This window comes from Neobacillus endophyticus (genome assembly GCF_013248975.1).
In the GTDB taxonomy this organism is placed as follows: domain Bacteria; phylum Bacillota; class Bacilli; order Bacillales; family Cytobacillaceae; genus Neobacillus; species Neobacillus endophyticus.
Genome location: NZ_JABRWH010000001.1, coordinates 2,000,217 through 2,016,891, shown reverse-complemented (window position 1 = coordinate 2,016,891; position 16,675 = coordinate 2,000,217). Strand labels below are relative to the sequence as shown.

At 43.7% G+C, this 16,675-nt stretch carries 12 protein-coding genes, 6 tRNA genes and 3 rRNA genes; 1 reads left to right on the top strand and 20 read right to left on the bottom strand.

What is annotated here, in order from left to right; translation table 11 throughout:
* Window positions 1-4: 4 nt before the first annotated feature.
* The 12 genes from HPT25_RS09800 to rlmD form a co-directional block, all read right to left on the bottom strand.
* Window positions 5-93: transfer RNA gene (locus tag HPT25_RS09800), tRNA-Leu, on the bottom strand.
* Window positions 94-98: 5 nt separating this feature from the next.
* Window positions 99-173, bottom strand: a tRNA-Gly gene (locus HPT25_RS09795).
* Between the two features lie 6 nt (window positions 174-179).
* Window positions 180-255, bottom strand: a tRNA-Lys gene (locus HPT25_RS09790).
* 21 nt (window positions 256-276) lie between these two features.
* A tRNA-Thr gene (locus tag HPT25_RS09785) sits at window positions 277-352 on the bottom strand.
* Between the two features lie 18 nt (window positions 353-370).
* Window positions 371-446, bottom strand: a tRNA-Val gene (locus HPT25_RS09780).
* A gap of 4 nt (window positions 447-450) precedes the next feature.
* Window positions 451-525, bottom strand: a tRNA-Glu gene (locus HPT25_RS09775).
* Between the two features lie 41 nt (window positions 526-566).
* Window positions 567-683: ribosomal RNA gene (rrf, locus tag HPT25_RS09770) — 5S ribosomal RNA — on the bottom strand.
* A gap of 88 nt (window positions 684-771) precedes the next feature.
* Window positions 772-3,706, bottom strand: a 23S ribosomal RNA gene (locus HPT25_RS09765).
* Between the two features lie 317 nt (window positions 3,707-4,023).
* Window positions 4,024-5,573, bottom strand: a 16S ribosomal RNA gene (locus HPT25_RS09760).
* The 16S, 23S and 5S rRNA genes sit together here with 6 tRNA genes alongside, the layout of an rRNA operon.
* A 1,144-nt stretch (window positions 5,574-6,717) precedes the next feature.
* Window positions 6,718-7,425: a M48 family metallopeptidase gene (locus tag HPT25_RS09755; protein ID WP_173063160.1), complete on the bottom strand. Its 708-nt coding sequence runs from the start codon at window positions 7,423-7,425 to the stop codon at window positions 6,718-6,720.
* A 27-nt stretch (window positions 7,426-7,452) separates the two neighbouring features.
* Complete coding sequence (locus HPT25_RS09750) at window positions 7,453-7,950, bottom strand: YehS family protein (RefSeq protein WP_173063157.1); 498 nt, start codon at window positions 7,948-7,950, stop codon at window positions 7,453-7,455.
* Between the two features lie 316 nt (window positions 7,951-8,266).
* Window positions 8,267-9,646 carry a 23S rRNA (uracil(1939)-C(5))-methyltransferase RlmD gene (gene rlmD, locus HPT25_RS09745; RefSeq protein WP_173063154.1) on the bottom strand — a complete coding sequence of 460 codons (1,380 nt, stop codon included), beginning with the start codon at window positions 9,644-9,646 and terminating at the stop codon, window positions 8,267-8,269.
* Window positions 9,647-9,668: 22 nt separating this feature from the next.
* On the opposite strand from rlmD, the gene HPT25_RS28320 reads away from it, so the two are divergent.
* Window positions 9,669-9,830 carry a hypothetical protein gene (locus HPT25_RS28320; RefSeq protein WP_217269677.1) on the top strand — a complete coding sequence of 54 codons (162 nt, stop codon included), beginning with the start codon at window positions 9,669-9,671 and terminating at the stop codon, window positions 9,828-9,830.
* Window positions 9,831-9,895: 65 nt separating this feature from the next.
* On the opposite strand, the gene HPT25_RS09740 is transcribed toward HPT25_RS28320, so the two are convergent.
* From HPT25_RS09740 to HPT25_RS09705, 8 genes are all read right to left on the bottom strand, one after another.
* Window positions 9,896-11,359: a nicotinate phosphoribosyltransferase gene (locus HPT25_RS09740; protein ID WP_173071025.1), complete on the bottom strand. Its 1,464-nt coding sequence runs from the start codon at window positions 11,357-11,359 to the stop codon at window positions 9,896-9,898.
* A gap of 64 nt (window positions 11,360-11,423) precedes the next feature.
* The gene (locus tag HPT25_RS09735) at window positions 11,424-11,969 is read right to left on the bottom strand and encodes a cysteine hydrolase family protein (RefSeq protein WP_173063151.1); all 546 of its coding nucleotides are present in this window, start codon (window positions 11,967-11,969) and stop codon (window positions 11,424-11,426) included.
* A gap of 220 nt (window positions 11,970-12,189) precedes the next feature.
* A complete protein-coding gene (locus HPT25_RS09730; RefSeq protein WP_173071023.1) occupies window positions 12,190-13,131 on the bottom strand; it encodes a diacylglycerol kinase in 942 nt (313 codons plus the stop codon).
* Between the two features lie 337 nt (window positions 13,132-13,468).
* Entirely contained in the window at window positions 13,469-13,975 is a 507-nt protein-coding gene (locus tag HPT25_RS09725) for a hypothetical protein (RefSeq protein ID WP_217269676.1), read from the bottom strand.
* A gap of 131 nt (window positions 13,976-14,106) precedes the next feature.
* A complete protein-coding gene (locus HPT25_RS09720; RefSeq protein ID WP_173063145.1) occupies window positions 14,107-14,379 on the bottom strand; it encodes a LiaI-LiaF-like domain-containing protein in 273 nt (90 codons plus the stop codon).
* A gap of 85 nt (window positions 14,380-14,464) precedes the next feature.
* On the bottom strand, window positions 14,465-15,541 hold the full coding sequence (locus HPT25_RS09715; RefSeq protein ID WP_173063142.1) for a hypothetical protein: 1,077 nt from the start codon (window positions 15,539-15,541) through the stop codon (window positions 14,465-14,467).
* Complete coding sequence (locus HPT25_RS09710; RefSeq protein WP_173063139.1) at window positions 15,538-16,026, bottom strand: hypothetical protein; 489 nt, start codon at window positions 16,024-16,026, stop codon at window positions 15,538-15,540. Before HPT25_RS09710 ends, HPT25_RS09715 begins: the two co-directional genes overlap by 4 nt.
* The gene (locus tag HPT25_RS09705; RefSeq protein ID WP_173063136.1) at window positions 16,023-16,556 is read right to left on the bottom strand and encodes an RNA polymerase sigma factor; all 534 of its coding nucleotides are present in this window, start codon (window positions 16,554-16,556) and stop codon (window positions 16,023-16,025) included. Before HPT25_RS09705 ends, HPT25_RS09710 begins: the two co-directional genes overlap by 4 nt.
* Between the last annotated feature and the right edge of the window lie 119 nt (window positions 16,557-16,675).

Genomic DNA, 16,675 nt, shown 5'->3' with positions numbered 1-16,675 from the left:
TAAGTGGTGCCGAGGACCGGAATCGAACCGGTACGGTAGTCACCTACCGCAGGATTTTAAGTCCTGTGCGTCTGCCAGTTCCGCCACCCCGGCAAATTTGGAGCGGAAGACGGGATTCGAACCCGCGACCCCCACCTTGGCAAGGTGGTGTTCTACCACTGAACTACTTCCGCTTAAAATGGTGAGCCATGAAGGACTCGAACCTTCGACCCTCTGATTAAAAGTCAGATGCTCTACCGACTGAGCTAATGGCTCTAAAAAAGCAAAAAAAATAAATGGTGCCGGCTAGAGGACTTGAACCCCCAACCTACTGATTACAAGTCAGTTGCTCTACCAATTGAGCTAAACCGGCATAAAACAAAATATTGAATGGTGGAGGATGACGGGATCGAACCGCCGACCCTCTGCTTGTAAGGCAGATGCTCTCCCAGCTGAGCTAATCCTCCAATATGGTGACCCCTACGGGATTCGAACCCGTGTTACCGCCGTGAAAGGGCGGTGTCTTAACCGCTTGACCAAGGGGCCAACTAAAAATTAAACTAAACTATTTCCCTTATAAGGGTTTAGCCTGGCAGTGTCCTACTCTCACAGGGGCTTTCGCCCCAACTACCATCGGCGCTGAGAAGCTTAACTTCCGTGTTCGGTATGGGAACGGGTGTGACCTTCTCGCCATCACCGCCAGACTATTTTGTTGAGGTTTCATTCCCTCAAAACTAGATAATACAGAAGAAACGTTTAAGAACGAGTTCGCTTTATTCATATTGCTATGACTTGGTTAAGTCCTCGATCGATTAGTATCAGTCAGCTCCACATGTTACCACGCTTCCACCTCTGACCTATCAACCTGATCATCTTTCAGGGATCTTACTAGCTTGACGCTATGGGAAATCTCATCTTGAGGGGGGCTTCATGCTTAGATGCTTTCAGCACTTATCCCGTCCGCACATAGCTACCCAGCGATGCCTTTGGCAAGACAACTGGTACACCAGCGGTGCGTCCATCCCGGTCCTCTCGTACTAAGGACAGCTCCTCTCAAATTTCCTGCGCCCGCGACGGATAGGGACCGAACTGTCTCACGACGTTCTGAACCCAGCTCGCGTACCGCTTTAATGGGCGAACAGCCCAACCCTTGGGACCGACTACAGCCCCAGGATGCGATGAGCCGACATCGAGGTGCCAAACCTCCCCGTCGATGTGGACTCTTGGGGGAGATAAGCCTGTTATCCCCAGGGTAGCTTTTATCCGTTGAGCGATGGCCCTTCCATGCGGAACCACCGGATCACTAAGCCCGACTTTCGTCCCTGCTCGACTTGTAGGTCTCGCAGTCAAGCTCCCTTGTGCCTTTACACTCTGCGAATGATTTCCAACCATTCTGAGGGAACCTTTGGGCGCCTCCGTTACTCTTTAGGAGGCGACCGCCCCAGTCAAACTGCCCACCTGACACTGTCTCCCACCCCGATCAGGGGTGTGGGTTAGAATTTCAATACAGCCAGGGTAGTATCCCACCGACGCCTCCACCGAAGCTGGCGCTCCGGCTTCTCAGGCTCCTACCTATCCTGTACAAGCTGTACCAAAATTCAATATCAGGCTACAGTAAAGCTCCATGGGGTCTTTCCGTCCTGTCGCGGGTAACCTGCATCTTCACAGGTACTATAATTTCACCGAGTCTCTCGTTGAGACAGTGCCCAGATCGTTACGCCTTTCGTGCGGGTCGGAACTTACCCGACAAGGAATTTCGCTACCTTAGGACCGTTATAGTTACGGCCGCCGTTTACTGGGGCTTCGATTCAGAGCTTCGCTTGCGCTAACCCCTCCTCTTAACCTTCCAGCACCGGGCAGGCGTCAGCCCCTATACTTCGCCTTGCGGCTTCGCAGAGACCTGTGTTTTTGCTAAACAGTCGCCTGGGCCTATTCACTGCGGCTCTTCGAGGCTATTCACCTCAAAAAGCACCCCTTCTCCCGAAGTTACGGGGTCATTTTGCCGAGTTCCTTAACGAGAGTTCTCTCGCTCACCTTAGGATTCTCTCCTCGCCTACCTGTGTCGGTTTGCGGTACGGGCACCTTTTATCTCGCTAGAGGCTTTTCTTGGCAGTGTGGAATCAGGAACTTCGGTACTCTATTTCCCTCGCTGTCACAGCTCAGCCTTAACGAGAAGCGGATTTTCCTACTTCTCAGCCTAACTGCTTAGACGCGCATATCCAACAGCGCGCTTACCCTATCCTCCTGCGTCCCCCCATCACTCAAACGATAAAGAGGTGGTACAGGAATATCAACCTGTTGTCCATCGCCTACGCCTTTCGGCCTCGGCTTAGGTCCCGACTAACCCTGAGCGGACGAGCCTTCCTCAGGAAACCTTAGGCATTCGGTGGATGAGATTCTCACTCATCTTTCGCTACTCATACCGGCATTCTCACTTCTAAGCGCTCCACGGGTCCTTCCGATCCCGCTTCACAGCCCTTAGAACGCTCTCCTACCACTGACATCGTAGATGTCAATCCACAGCTTCGGTGATACGTTTAGCCCCGGTACATTTTCGGCGCAGAGTCACTCGACCAGTGAGCTATTACGCACTCTTTAAATGGTGGCTGCTTCTAAGCCAACATCCTGGTTGTCTAAGCAACTCCACATCCTTTTCCACTTAACGTATACTTTGGGACCTTAGCTGGTGGTCTGGGCTGTTTCCCTTTTGACTACGGATCTTATCACTCGCAGTCTGACTCCCACGGATAAGTCTTTGGCATTCGGAGTTTGTCTGAATTCGGTAACCCGATGAGGGCCCCTAGTCCAAACAGTGCTCTACCTCCAAGACTCTTACTACGTGAGGCTAGCCCTAAAGCTATTTCGGAGAGAACCAGCTATCTCCAAGTTCGATTGGAATTTCTCCGCTACCCACACCTCATCCGCGCACTTTTCAACGTGCGTCGGTTCGGGCCTCCATCCAGTGTTACCTGGACTTCACCCTGGACATGGGTAGATCACCTGGTTTCGGGTCTACGACTACATACTAAAACGCCCTATTCAGACTCGCTTTCGCTGCGGCTCCGTCTCTTCAACTTAACCTTGCATGTAATCGTAACTCGCCGGTTCATTCTACAAAAGGCACGCCATCACCCATAAACGGGCTCTGACTACTTGTAGGCACACGGTTTCAGGATCTCTTTCACTCCCCTTCCGGGGTGCTTTTCACCTTTCCCTCACGGTACTGGTTCACTATCGGTCACTAGGGAGTATTTAGCCTTGGGAGATGGTCCTCCCTGCTTCCGACCGGATTTCACGTGTCCGGCCGTACTCAGGATCCACTCAGGAGGGAACGAAGTTTCAACTACAGGGCTGTTACCTTCTATGACGGGCCTTTCCAGACCGCTTCATCTACCCCGTTCCTTTGTAACTCCATGTTGAGTGTCCTACAACCCCGAAAGGCAAGCCTTTCGGTTTGGGCTGTTCCCGTTTCGCTCGCCGCTACTCAGGGAATCGCGTTTGCTTTCTCTTCCTCCGGGTACTTAGATGTTTCAGTTCCCCGGGTCTGCCTTCAGTACCCTATGTATTCAGGTAAAGATACTGCTCCATTACGAGCAGTGGGTTCCCCCATTCGGAAATCTCCGGATCAAAGCTTACTTACAGCTCCCCGAAGCATATCGGTGTTAGTCCCGTCCTTCATCGGCTCCTAGTGCCAAGGCATCCACCGTGCGCCCTTTCTAACTTAACCTACGACAAATGATCAGCGTCGTGTCTCTAGTCAGCTTCGCTCGTTCAGATCCTCACGTGCCCTAGCACGCTCCGGTCTTCACTCCCTCGCTTCCTCGACCTTCTCGCTGCTGATTTGTCTTTAATTACTCTTAAAATAAGAGAGAAAAACTAAAATGGCGATTACTCGGTTCTTGCTTGGTTTCTTCTATACGATTATCTAGTTTTCAAAGAACGAATAAAAAAAGCTTTGAGAGAGATTGTTCTCTCAAAACTAAACAAACAAAGAACGTGTCACAAACCGTTTTGTCTGGCTCATAGGTCCAGCTTTATCCTTAGAAAGGAGGTGATCCAGCCGCACCTTCCGATACGGCTACCTTGTTACGACTTCACCCCAATCATCTGTCCCACCTTAGGCGGCTGGCTCCTTACGGTTACCCCACCGACTTCGGGTGTTACAAACTCTCGTGGTGTGACGGGCGGTGTGTACAAGGCCCGGGAACGTATTCACCGCGGCATGCTGATCCGCGATTACTAGCGATTCCGGCTTCATGCAGGCGAGTTGCAGCCTGCAATCCGAACTGAGAATGGTTTTGTGGGATTGGCTCCACCTCGCGGCTTCGCTGCCCTTTGTACCATCCATTGTAGCACGTGTGTAGCCCAGGTCATAAGGGGCATGATGATTTGACGTCATCCCCACCTTCCTCCGGTTTGTCACCGGCAGTCACCTTAGAGTGCCCAACTAAATGCTGGCAACTAAGATCAAGGGTTGCGCTCGTTGCGGGACTTAACCCAACATCTCACGACACGAGCTGACGACAACCATGCACCACCTGTCACTCTGTCCCCCGAAGGGGAACGTCCTATCTCTAGGAGTGTCAGAGGATGTCAAGACCTGGTAAGGTTCTTCGCGTTGCTTCGAATTAAACCACATGCTCCACCGCTTGTGCGGGCCCCCGTCAATTCCTTTGAGTTTCAGCCTTGCGGCCGTACTCCCCAGGCGGAGTGCTTAATGCGTTAGCTGCAGCACTAAAGGGCGGAAACCCTCTAACACTTAGCACTCATCGTTTACGGCGTGGACTACCAGGGTATCTAATCCTGTTTGCTCCCCACGCTTTCGCGCCTCAGCGTCAGTTACAGACCAGAAAGCCGCCTTCGCCACTGGTGTTCCTCCACATCTCTACGCATTTCACCGCTACACGTGGAATTCCGCTTTCCTCTTCTGCACTCAAGTCCCCCAGTTTCCAATGACCCTCCACGGTTGAGCCGTGGGCTTTCACATCAGACTTAAAGGACCGCCTGCGCGCGCTTTACGCCCAATAATTCCGGACAACGCTTGCCACCTACGTATTACCGCGGCTGCTGGCACGTAGTTAGCCGTGGCTTTCTGGTTAGGTACCGTCAAGGTACCGGCAGTTACTCCGGTACTTGTTCTTCCCTAACAACAGAGCTTTACGACCCGAAGGCCTTCATCGCTCACGCGGCGTTGCTCCATCAGACTTTCGTCCATTGTGGAAGATTCCCTACTGCTGCCTCCCGTAGGAGTCTGGGCCGTGTCTCAGTCCCAGTGTGGCCGATCACCCTCTCAGGTCGGCTACGCATCGTCGCCTTGGTGAGCCGTTACCTCACCAACTAGCTAATGCGCCGCGGGCCCATCTGTAAGTGACAGCCGAAACCGTCTTTCAGTTCTTCCTCATGCAAGGAAGAAGATTATCCGGTATTAGCTCCGGTTTCCCGAAGTTATCCCGATCTTACAGGCAGGTTGCCCACGTGTTACTCACCCGTCCGCCGCTAACCTCAAGGAGCAAGCTCCTCGAGATTCGCTCGACTTGCATGTATTAGGCACGCCGCCAGCGTTCGTCCTGAGCCAGGATCAAACTCTCCAAGAAAGTTGATATAGCTCATAAAAATAACGTTGACTTCATTTCGTTAGAAATGAATAATTATTGTTTGTTGACGTTTTTGTTTGTTTAGTTTTCAAAGAGCAATTCACACAGACAGATTAATATCATAGCATCTATATTTCTAGTAGTCAACCTCTTTTTTTGAGAATAATAACCGGAAATAAGAGACGAAATATATCTTATCAAAAGCACTATTAGATGTCAACTGTTTTTTAGAATATATAATGTTTTCGTTGGAATCTCTTAGCGACGAATCTTATATTACTATTTTTTTTATTACACGTCAATATTTTTTGTGTTTGGTTTTAATAAAAATTTCATTCTATAGAAAAGACCCATCTCTTGTCTTAAAAAGTCATATTATAAAAATTATATTTAAATTGGAATCGCTCTTTATAAATTACTTAAGAATTCATCACACTCTTCATAAACATGTAAGTGAATTTTTATTTTATTATTTAAACCTTGATCTCTTTTATAATTTGTTGTGTCGCCATTTCAAGTAGCCTTTGCAAAAGTCTTTGTAAAATACTTTAAGCTTTTTTAACCGTTGCTATTGAAGGTAATAAATATGGTCCCCTAGAAGGGGGGGGGCCATTTCATTCGTTGAATCAAATTATATTATTGTAATTGATTTTGTTGTCCCATTTGCCCCATTTGTTAATTCGATTGCAGTTGCCCCTGCCCATGTTGGACACTGATAAGGGAACTTTGCAGATGATGTAATTGCTGTCTAAGATCACTAAATTCCTGCGCAATTTCAACATCTACTGTTTTTTTACTTCTTCCTCAATTTTCTTCTTCGTGTGATTATCCATAATTACCCCTCCAACTTTTAAATAATTAAGACCCCATTTAGGTCCAATTATAAGTTGTTCAAATTCCAATCAAATATCCAAATTATTTCCTTGACGAAATAGGCATTCCACCTGAATTTCTTTTACACTTTTTTCTTCTTTTGATGCTTTATCCTCATGTTTTTTAAGCTTTTTTTCGAATTTAAAAATATAAATTTTAAAGGAAATGAAACAGGAGAGGAATATAACCAAAATAGCCTTGGAGGTCAAGTTCCAAATCGGAAATGTTTTGAGTGAGAAGAGCCCTCCTATTTTGAGGCATATGCTATATTTTAAACCGTCATTTTCCAACTTGATAAAGTTAACCATTTTTCTTTTTCCTTATAATCAGGCATTATTTTCCCAACAAGCCGCCAAAAGGATCGGTCGTGGTTCAGATGCACCATATGGGACATTTCGTGAACGACTACATATTCGATTACCTCTTGAGGTGCCATCGCTAGTCTCCAATTAAAGGTTAACTGCAGTTTTGAATCACACGTTCCCCAGGTAGTTTTGCTATCGGAGATACGAACAGAACGTGGTTTATTTTTAAAATTGCTTTGATATGCGGATATGCTCTTCTCCACTAGAGCTTTACATTGTTGGTAATAAAATCGTTTTAAAGCTTGTTTTATTTTTTCTGTGTCAGATTGCTTTACATAAATATGTAATTTTTCTTCTGAAAACACTACATGTTCTTGTGTTATATTAATATCTTCAAAGACCTCTATTGGATAAGCATTTCCTAAATAAAGAAAACTCTCGCCATACTCATAAGTCTTCTTCTGAGGGCCCATCAGCCTACTTTCCATTTCTTTTAATTTTTGTTGAATAAGTCCCCATTTTACCTCTAATAACTGAAGTACCCTATCATTAGGTGTTCCTTTTGGAGCCTGAACTTCAATATTCCCATAATTATCTATCGTAATTCCTATAGAGGTTCGATTTTTGTACTTGATTTCAAACCGTATTGTTTCACCTAAGTAGGTATGTATCATGTTTCACCTTTATGATTCTTTAAGGGACTATCCCCTGTATTTGACAGCCAATCCTTTTAAGAAATTCCTAGCGTATTTATCCCCGCATTCTTTATAATTCTTATGCCCTTCTTTTCTTAGGAGAGCGCCAAGTTCTCCTTTTGAAACCGTAATTCCAGCTATTTTGAATAGATCCAGCATATCCTCGGTAGTTAATGATAATGCTATTTTCACTTTCTTTAACAAGAGATTATTCATGTTTGCACTATTTTTTATAGACCGCTCTGACGTATCTGACTGTCCTGGTTTGGGTTCCTGTTCTCCTCTTTTAAAAATAATAAAACCATTCAAAAATGAATCTAACATATTGTTATTACATTTTATTTGCTCGTTGTTTTCATCTTCATTCTCATCTGTTTTTGTGAGAATCTTTATTACTTGTGGTACTGTTACATCCACACCTCCAAGCTTAAAGATTTCTGCCATTTCTTTATTTTTTATTTCCATTGCATATCTAAGCCGAATTAATATATCGTTATTATCCACGATAGACCTCCTATGTTTAAATTAGCTCCTGTCCTTTGAAGCAACAAGAACGATCGTTACAATCTAACCTATTTAAGTATCTTCCTCTACTTTTGTTTTAGCATTAAAGCAATTGGAATACAAAGATATGGTTAAAATTCCACGCTTAATCCTATAGTACTCAATCCAGTAAAAATAAGCTATATGACCACCGCACATACATTGATACAAATAACCCATATTGCCCAAACAAAATCACCGACAAATTTTGTATCGTATACTATTACTTCGACGTGAATCGGGTTTCAAAAAGGAAATAGGCAACTCCCCAAAAGGGTTAGTTGCCTTCATTAAAAATAATCTTCGCAACAGCTTCAACATGTGTAGTTTGCGGGAACATATCCACAGGTTGCACATCCACGGTTTTATAACCGCCGTCTTCTAAGATTCGCAAATCCCTTGCCAAGGTGGCCGGGTTGCAGGAAACATAAACAACCTTTTTCGGCTTCATGTCCAGAATGGTCTGAAGCAATGCTTCATCGCATCCTTTGCGCGGCGGGTCGACGACCAGTACATCAGCAGCATTGCCCTCTTTATACCATTTGGGTATCACAACTTCTGCTTCACCGACAGCAAATTCCACATTCCCCATACCGTTCAAAACTGCATTACGCTTCGCATCCTCAATTGCTTCCGGTACAATCTCGACACCGAAAACCTTATTAGCCTTTTGGGCTAAAAATAATGAAATGGTCCCAATACCACAATAGGCATCAATCACCTTTTCATTTCCTGTTAAGTCGGCATACTCAAGAGCCTTGTCATAAAGTACTTTTGTTTGCACAGGGTTTACCTGGTAAAAAGATAAAGCTGAAATGGCAAATTTCACATCGCCAATATAGTCGTAAATAAATTCGTTTCCCCACAATACTGTCGTTTTGTCACCCAAAATAACATTGGTCCGCTTTGAATTGACATTATGGACAATCGATTTCACCTTTGGCAGGCGTAATGCGATTTCCTCCAGCATCTTATTTTTATGAGGAATATCCGCTGTTTTTGTGATGATCACAACCATCAGCTCACCTGTCTGGTTTCCGTATCGGGCCATAATATGCCGGAGAACTCCTTGATGGGTTTCTTCACGATAAGCCGGAATTCCAAGTTTGCTGCAAATTTCTTTTACCGTTTGTACCGCTTTATTGACCTCAGCAATTTGGATCAAACTTTCATTTGTGTCCACAATTTCGTGGCTTCTTGGCTTAAAAAAACCAGCGATTAGTTTGCCGTCTTTTTCAGCAACAGGTACCTGTGCTTTATTACGATAGTGCCACGGATTGTTCATCCCGATGATTGGATGTACAGCCACATCCTCAAGCTTGCCGATGCGGGCAAGTACTTGGCGAACTTGATTTTCTTTATATTTCAACTGACCTTCATAGCTGATATGCTCAAGTTGACAGCCGCCGTACTTATTTTTTTCATTACTGGGTATTTCCACACGATAAGGACTTGGTTCGTAAAGCTCAATCAAGCGTCCGATTCCATAGCTTTTATTCACTTTTATGATCTTTACTTTTGCCTTTTCTCCGGGTAACCCATTAGGGACAAATAATGGATAGCCCTCTACCTTGGCCACCCCTGCCCCGTCATGAGTTAAATCTTCAAATATAACATCTATGTAATCATTTTTATTTACCGGCAATGTTCTGCTCATTCGTTTCTTCCTTTTCTTCATTTTGACTAGCAAGATTGTATCATATATTGATGTGGAATACGAAATGAGCAATGGCAATGAACGATTTTTCACTTTTATCGAAGACATTTTGCACAAAAATTATTCATTACGCCAACTACTTATTTTTTCAGTCAAACCTTCATTTTCCCAGCCAACCGCCTAAATTCAATGCTTTAAAAAGCGCCTCAGACAAAAAGACGCCTCTCACCTGAGAGACGCCTTCCACTTTTATTCTTTCATTGCTGCGACTTTTTCTTTTACTTCTTCAATGTTTTTCATTTTGTTATCCCAGCATTTTTGGCTTAAATCGACAGGGTATTCCTCTGGATTCATGGTGCGTTTGTATTCATCCCATAATGCATCGAGGTTTTGCTTTAAATAATCCTTGGATTCCTCTATAGTTGGGAGATCGTAAACAAACTGCCCGTTCACAAAAATATCTATATGGAGATCTTTTGCGGTAAAGTTGGTCACTACCTTGTTTATGAAGGTATGTGTGGGATGGAACATGCGCAGACGTTTTTCTGGAAGCTTCTCATCTTCCATCGCTACGTAATCCCCTTCCGCATGGTTGTTCTTATTATTTATAATACGGTAAATTCTCTTCAAACCAGGTGTTGTTACTTTTTCCGGATTGGAGGAAATTTTTATTGTATCCTCCATTTGTCCGTTTTCATTTTCAATTGAAACTATTTTATAAACGGCGCCAAGTGCAGCCTGGTCGAAGGCCGTAATCAATTTCGTGCCGATTCCCCAACTGTCAATTTTGGCTCCTTGGGCTTTTAAATTGATAATCGTATACTCGTCCAGGTCACTTGAGGCAAAAATTTTCGCTTGTTGGAAACCCGCCTCATCGAGCATTTTGCGTGCCTCTTTTGATAAATAAGCCAAGTCTCCGCTATCCAGGCGAATCCCGATAAAATTAATCTTATCGCCAAGCTCTTTTGCCACTTTAATCGCATTAGGCACACCGAGATGAAGCGTATCATAAGTGTCTACTAAAAACACACAATCCTTATGGGTTTCCGCATACTTATGGAAAGCTGTATATTCATCTTTATAAGCCTGCACCATGGCATGAGCATGGGTGCCTGACACCGGAATGCCGAACATTTTTCCCGCTCTTACATTACTGGTTGCATCGAAGCCGGCAAGATAGGCTGCCCTTGTTCCCCAAATGGCTGCATCCATTTCTTGTGCCCGTCTTGTTCCGAATTCCATGGCCACTTCATTCCCGACAACCTGCTTAATTCTTGAAGCCTTTGTGGCAATCAATGTTTGGTAATTCACAATGTTTAACAAAGCTGTTTCGATTAATTGTGCTTCAGCCAGCGGGGCATCCACACGTAAAATGGGCTCATTTCCAAAAACAAGCTCGCCTTCTTTCATCGAACGAATGGTTCCTGTAAAACGGAGATCTTTTAAAAATGCTAAAAAATCATCCTTGTAACCTACTTCATTTTTCAAATATTCGAGGTCTGCTTCACTAAACCGAAAATCCTTGATAAATTGAACCACTTTTTCAAGACCTGCAAATACAGCATATCCATTTCCAAATGGAAGTTTACGAAAAAATAGTTCAAAGACTGCTCGCTTATTATGTATACCATCCCGCCAATACGTTTCCGCCATATTAATCTGGTAAAGATCTGTATGCAGAGTATAACTATCGTCATGATAAATATGTTTCATCATCGGCCCTCCGAAATACTTTTACAGCTTTTTCAAAATTATGTCTATCATAACATTAAAAAGCTTATTTAACCATAGCACCTAGCGATTGTTCAAAATGCCCCAGTGCCCATTCATGTCCCTTAGGGTTAAAAGATGCAACCGCCTCTTTATAAACAACAATTTCAAATCCCTTATTGTAGGCATCTACCGCAGTATGAAGAACACAAATATCCGTACAAACACCCACTAGGTGGACCTCTGTGATTCCCCGCTCGCGTAATTTCATTTCAAGATCTGTTCCTGCAAAAGCGGAGTATCTTGTTTTATCCATGAGGACAACGTTGCTTCGCTCCTTATTTTCCTCATACACTTTTTGAAGAGCCCCAAATAAATGTCTGCCCGAGGTACCACGCAAGTTATGAGGCGGGAACAATTTTGTTTCCGGATGAAATTCATCTCCCCGATCATGAACATCAATCGCGAACACAACATAATCGCCGTTTTCGATAAACTCTTTTGTCAGAGAGGTAATTTTGTCTTCAATCACCTGCCCTGGTTTGCCACATGTTAATGCACCCGCATCCGCCACAAAATCGTGTGTATAATCGATATTAATTAATGCTTTCATTTCTCCTCACTCCTTAGCTGCGATGGCAATTGTCTTTTGCTCATTATACACATTATTGGAAGATCGAGGAAGCAGAAGCGTTTGAACTCCAATTAGGTAATAGGGTCATTCCTTAAGTACAAGCTGCTTTTCAGACAGTCAACACTTGTTTTTCCGGCAGTAAAACGATTTATCTACTAAAGCAAAAAAGTCCGCCCCTCGCAAAGGCACGAACTTTTCATCAACTATATCTTTTTCCTGGGTTCCAATCTTCTGGCCTATCATTAGGGCGGATATTATCCAAAGGCACGAACACTTCCAAATGACGATAAAGGTTTTCAAACTCCGCTGGCAGCAAACCGCCAAATTCTCCGTCTAAATTTAATTGCACCTTTTCTTCAGAATAGACCTTTATTCTATTTGCCTGGGTATAAATAACATTCGGATCGTTAACATGTTCACCACGGATTGACATGGTAACAATACGGATGAACTCAGCCAGATTTACTTTTTTCAAAATGAGCAATGAAAAAAGTCCATCGTTAATAGAGGCATCAGGAGCTAGTCTTTCAAATCCGCCAATGGAATTGGTTAGTCCAACCAGGAACATCATTGCTTCTCCTTCAAACAGCTTTCCATCATACTCTATTCGAAGATCTGATGCTTTTATGGAAGGGAGCATTTCCATCCCCTTTAAATAGTAGGCTAGTTGACCAAGCATAGTTTTTAATTTGCTTGGTACTTCGTAGGTAAGCTCTGTAATCCTGCCGCCGCCGGCAATATTGATAAAATACTTATCGTTAATGCGGCCGATATCAACGGGAATTAACTCCCCTTTTGTAATAATGTCCACAGCGGTCCCAACATCTCTCGGAATTTGCAAAGCCCGGGCAAAATCATTCGTTGTTCCAGCTGGAATGATTCCTAATTTGGGGCGGTATTCCTGTTCTGCGAGACCATTTACCACTTCGTGAATGGTGCCGTCACCGCCAGCAGCAATAACCACATCGTATTGACGCTCAACCGCAATTCTTGCAGCGTTTATGGCATCTCCTGCTCCAGTCGTGGCATGGCAAGACGCCTCGTACCCGGCCTTCTCCAATTTTTCCAGTATTTCCGGTAGCTGACGTTTGATTAATTCACGACCTGACGTGGGATTGTAAATCAGTCTTGCTCGTTTCATCATCATCATCCTATTTTTGATATCACAATACAAATTTCCCATTCAATATTCTACCAATTATCGTGTCAGCTTACAATTAAGCCGCAAAAACTATTTTCCCTGAAAAATATCCATCTATAATAATACCTTTGTTTTATTTTATTGCCAAAAACAAAAAGTGCCTCTGAGTTAACAGGGAATATTTTTAAGTGATCATTCAACTGATGCCATCTAAGTTTGCCGTTAGTTACGAGAGTGTGCAACTAGCATCCTGTCTATTGCCAGCGACCTCTATACTTCTGCCATCTTCCTTTTCAATAAAAATAAGCGGATGGTGGTCATCCGCATTTACTTTAACTTATCTTCCTGAATTAAGGCTCACATTATTGGCATTCACAATGTTAATGTGGTATTTTCCTTCACCCGAATGATAAACTTCATCTTTGACAACAGGCTCATTTTCCATTCCTGCTGTTTTCTTTTTCTCAGAAATCTTCCACTCACCGTTCATACCGCTAATATCCAGTGTTTCGACTGCGGTTACCTTCAGATCCTTGCTTTCTGAAGAATCGATATTCCAATCATTTACAAGCAGTCGGGGGTTGAGGGTTAGAGAATTGCCGCTGCCAATTACATCTAACTTCACATTAGCCGGAATCAAAATGGTAGCAGACACGATTCCTTGTGTTTGAAACGGTCCTGTCTCTTGAGGTAATGCCTTTACATTTACATAAAGCGTATCACCTTTTTGATTGGAGACAATGTAATCCTCAGCGCTTTTTAGCAGACTTGCATTTTTGGCTGTCTGTACGCGATAGGTTCCAAACACAGAGACTTCCTTTTCCGGCGACGACTCAATCGACATGTTATAATTAGCTGTTTGGACCACTACTCGCTTTATTTGTCCGTCTATTTTTTCCGAAAAGGATGGGAGCTTAAACGTTCGCTCTTCCCGCGCCATTACCTCGCTGACTTTTCCGATGAAACCTGCAGAACTTAAAAACTTAAAAAGGCAAACACAATCCCCATCGTCCCAAGCAGACCGACGAAAAAGATACTTAAAATATCATAACGCAGCACCGGATTTTCCTGGCGTGACCAAAATAAGTAAAGCAATATTTCAATACCTAAAACAATAAGTAAAATTGGCCACCAGGCAGTCATAACTTGTACAATACTTAATTCAAAAAACTTTGAAAGGAAAAGAAGAAGGCCCAGCAGAACGAGCAAAGCACCCATCGAAAACGTACCGACTCTCCAAATTCTCATACTTCCTTCCCCTTTCTTCTTCGAAAAAGATATCCCCTGCCCGCTCCAATTAAGAGGATACCTGCTATTCCTTTTTTCCAGTTTTTCATGATTGGTTTTCCTCCTTTTTCAATTTATTGCCCGATAGAAGCTTGATGCCTCCTGCAATGAGCACCAAACAGACAAGGCCTGTCTGAAGATATCCTTGCACCCAGTACATAATATCTGTGTGGATGAATCTTGAGAGAATAGGTGAAAAAACCGGCAGCAGGATGTTTGTGAGTAAATAGTACAGCCCAAGCAGGATCAACCCGATCCCAATCCATTTTTGATGATTAAGAAAATAAGTGATGATCGGTACATCTTCGACTGTCTCCTCGCCATATCGTGAAACCTTTTGCATACCGTCAAAGAAGCTGTAAAACCAGATAATCGGAATTAAAAACAGGAAAATCCCCAGGCGCAGCACATCGAGAATATAAACAGAAAAAAGAAACGCCGCCATCAATTGAATGCCTCTGCGCTGCAGGCCAAGATATAAATGGCCTGCACCAGGGAAAATAGAAAGAAAGGTGGCAATTGCCTTGCTTTTCTTGCCGTCCTCCCGCCGCATTTCAAAGTCTTCATAGATCGTTCTATCAATCAGCTGCTCACCGCGCTGCTTTTTGTTCACTTGCTGAACAGCATCAAAAAAACCATATACCCAAATCACTGGCAATGCCGCCAAGAATATAAGAAACTCAGCACGATTGGAAAGAAAGGCAACAAACGTAATCATGGCTCCAAGTCCAAAAAAGGTGGCCAACAGTGTTAGCCCTCTATTCATCAGCCCAAGCTGAAAATGGCCAAGGCCGGGAAAAAATGAAAGGACAATAGTATAAAAGCGTTCAGAATCCTGGACAGTTTGGGACAGTAGGTCGTCGCTACTCTCGGCAAGCACTGCCTTCTTTTGCTTGGATAACTGGACACCCATGTCAATAAAGCTAATCAAATAGATGAACATCCCCGCCATAAAAGGTAGAAGAGCAATTGGACCGGCATGACTGATTAAGGCAATTCCTGTAATAAAAGCGCAGCCAGCCAAAGCTAATAAATAAAACAAGCCGCGGCCCACCTTGCCTATATAAATATGGCCAAGACCGGGAAATAGCCCCAGTGTTAATGCCTTCGTTGAACTTTTCATTTCTTAACTGCCTCCTTTTTTTCTATTGAATCCATCCAGCCAAATGTTTTATTAATAACCCCAGCTGTCACTGAAGGCTGTTTTCTCTGTAAATCATGGATTTCTATGAAATTTGCATATTTGGCAAGTGATTGGAATGCTCCTGAAAAAGTTAGTAAGATCGTTGCCGCTGCCGCAAGCAAATAATGGAACAGAACCTGCTGATAAAATGGTTTGCGATTGTTGGCTTGACGATTAGGCTGATAGCTAGTCCCTGCAGTTGATGCAGCCTTTTTATTCGTTGAAAGTTCCGACATGACTCGATCGGTGAAGCTGGACTCATTGGTAAGCATCGGGAACGACGATTCTGTGAAGGCGATTGCCTGTAAATACAGGTCAAGACATTGATTGCACGTATATAAATGTTCTTCAAGTTCTAAACGGACCTGTTCATCCACTTCATTTTTTATGTATTTCACCCATTCATTATAAGCATAATGCTTCATGAAAAATCGCCCTCCTTCCAGTGTTGTTTCATCCAATGGCGTGCCCTGTACAGCTTTGTCTCAATGGTCTTTACCTGTACATTTTGTTCCTCGGCCAATTGCTGATAGCTTTTTTCCTCAATATAAAAACCGTAAATGACCTCGCGATAGTTTTCGGGAAGCTCCTCCAGCCGCTTTCTGACAAGTCTTCGCCGGTTTCCTTCCAAGACCTCTTTTTCCACCCCATCTGGCGGTGTCGCCAACCCTTCTCCTTCAAGGAAATCCATGGTTTCCTCTTTTCTCCTTGCCTGCTTCCTTTTCACATCAATGGCGTGATTAACGGCAATTCGTGAGATCCACGTTTTAAAGCCTTGATCTTCATACTGGGGGAGAGAGGTATATATTTTGATAAACACTTCTTGTGCCGCATCTTCTGCTTCTTTCTGATCACGAAGCACAGCAAAGACTAGCCTAAACACATCCTGGCTATATTTCTCAACCAAAAGGCGGAAGGCATGATCCTGGCCTGCAAGCACTTTTTTTATTAACATTGAGTCACTAATGATTCTCTCCCCCTTTCTGTGTTTGTCAATTTAATAGACGAACAATGCGGAACTTTCCCCTACACTTTTAAAATAAAAATTTTTTGTAAGAAAAAAAACGTGCGAAA

Excerpts from the sequence above, each read along its gene's own strand:
- HPT25_RS09755 (WP_173063160.1), bottom strand. The coding sequence starts at position 7,425 with ATGATACATACCTACTTAGGTGAAACAATACGGTTTGAAATCAAGTAC.
- rlmD (WP_173063154.1), bottom strand. The coding sequence starts at position 9,646 with ATGAGCAGAACATTGCCGGTAAATAAAAATGATTACATAGATGTTATA.
- HPT25_RS09740 (WP_173071025.1), bottom strand. The coding sequence starts at position 11,359 with ATGAAACATATTTATCATGACGATAGTTATACTCTGCATACAGATCTT.
- HPT25_RS09735 (WP_173063151.1), bottom strand. The coding sequence starts at position 11,969 with ATGAAAGCATTAATTAATATCGATTATACACACGATTTTGTGGCGGAT.
- HPT25_RS09730 (WP_173071023.1), bottom strand. The coding sequence starts at position 13,131 with ATGAAACGAGCAAGACTGATTTACAATCCCACGTCAGGTCGTGAATTA.
- HPT25_RS09725 (WP_217269676.1), bottom strand. The coding sequence starts at position 13,975 with ATGTCGATTGAGTCGTCGCCGGAAAAGGAAGTCTCTGTGTTTGGAACC.
- HPT25_RS09720 (WP_173063145.1), bottom strand. The coding sequence starts at position 14,379 with ATGAGAATTTGGAGAGTCGGTACGTTTTCGATGGGTGCTTTGCTCGTT.
- HPT25_RS09715 (WP_173063142.1), bottom strand. The coding sequence starts at position 15,541 with ATGAAAAGTTCAACGAAGGCATTAACACTGGGGCTATTTCCCGGTCTT.
- HPT25_RS09710 (WP_173063139.1), bottom strand. The coding sequence starts at position 16,026 with ATGAAGCATTATGCTTATAATGAATGGGTGAAATACATAAAAAATGAA.
- HPT25_RS09705 (WP_173063136.1), bottom strand. The coding sequence starts at position 16,556 with ATGTTAATAAAAAAAGTGCTTGCAGGCCAGGATCATGCCTTCCGCCTT.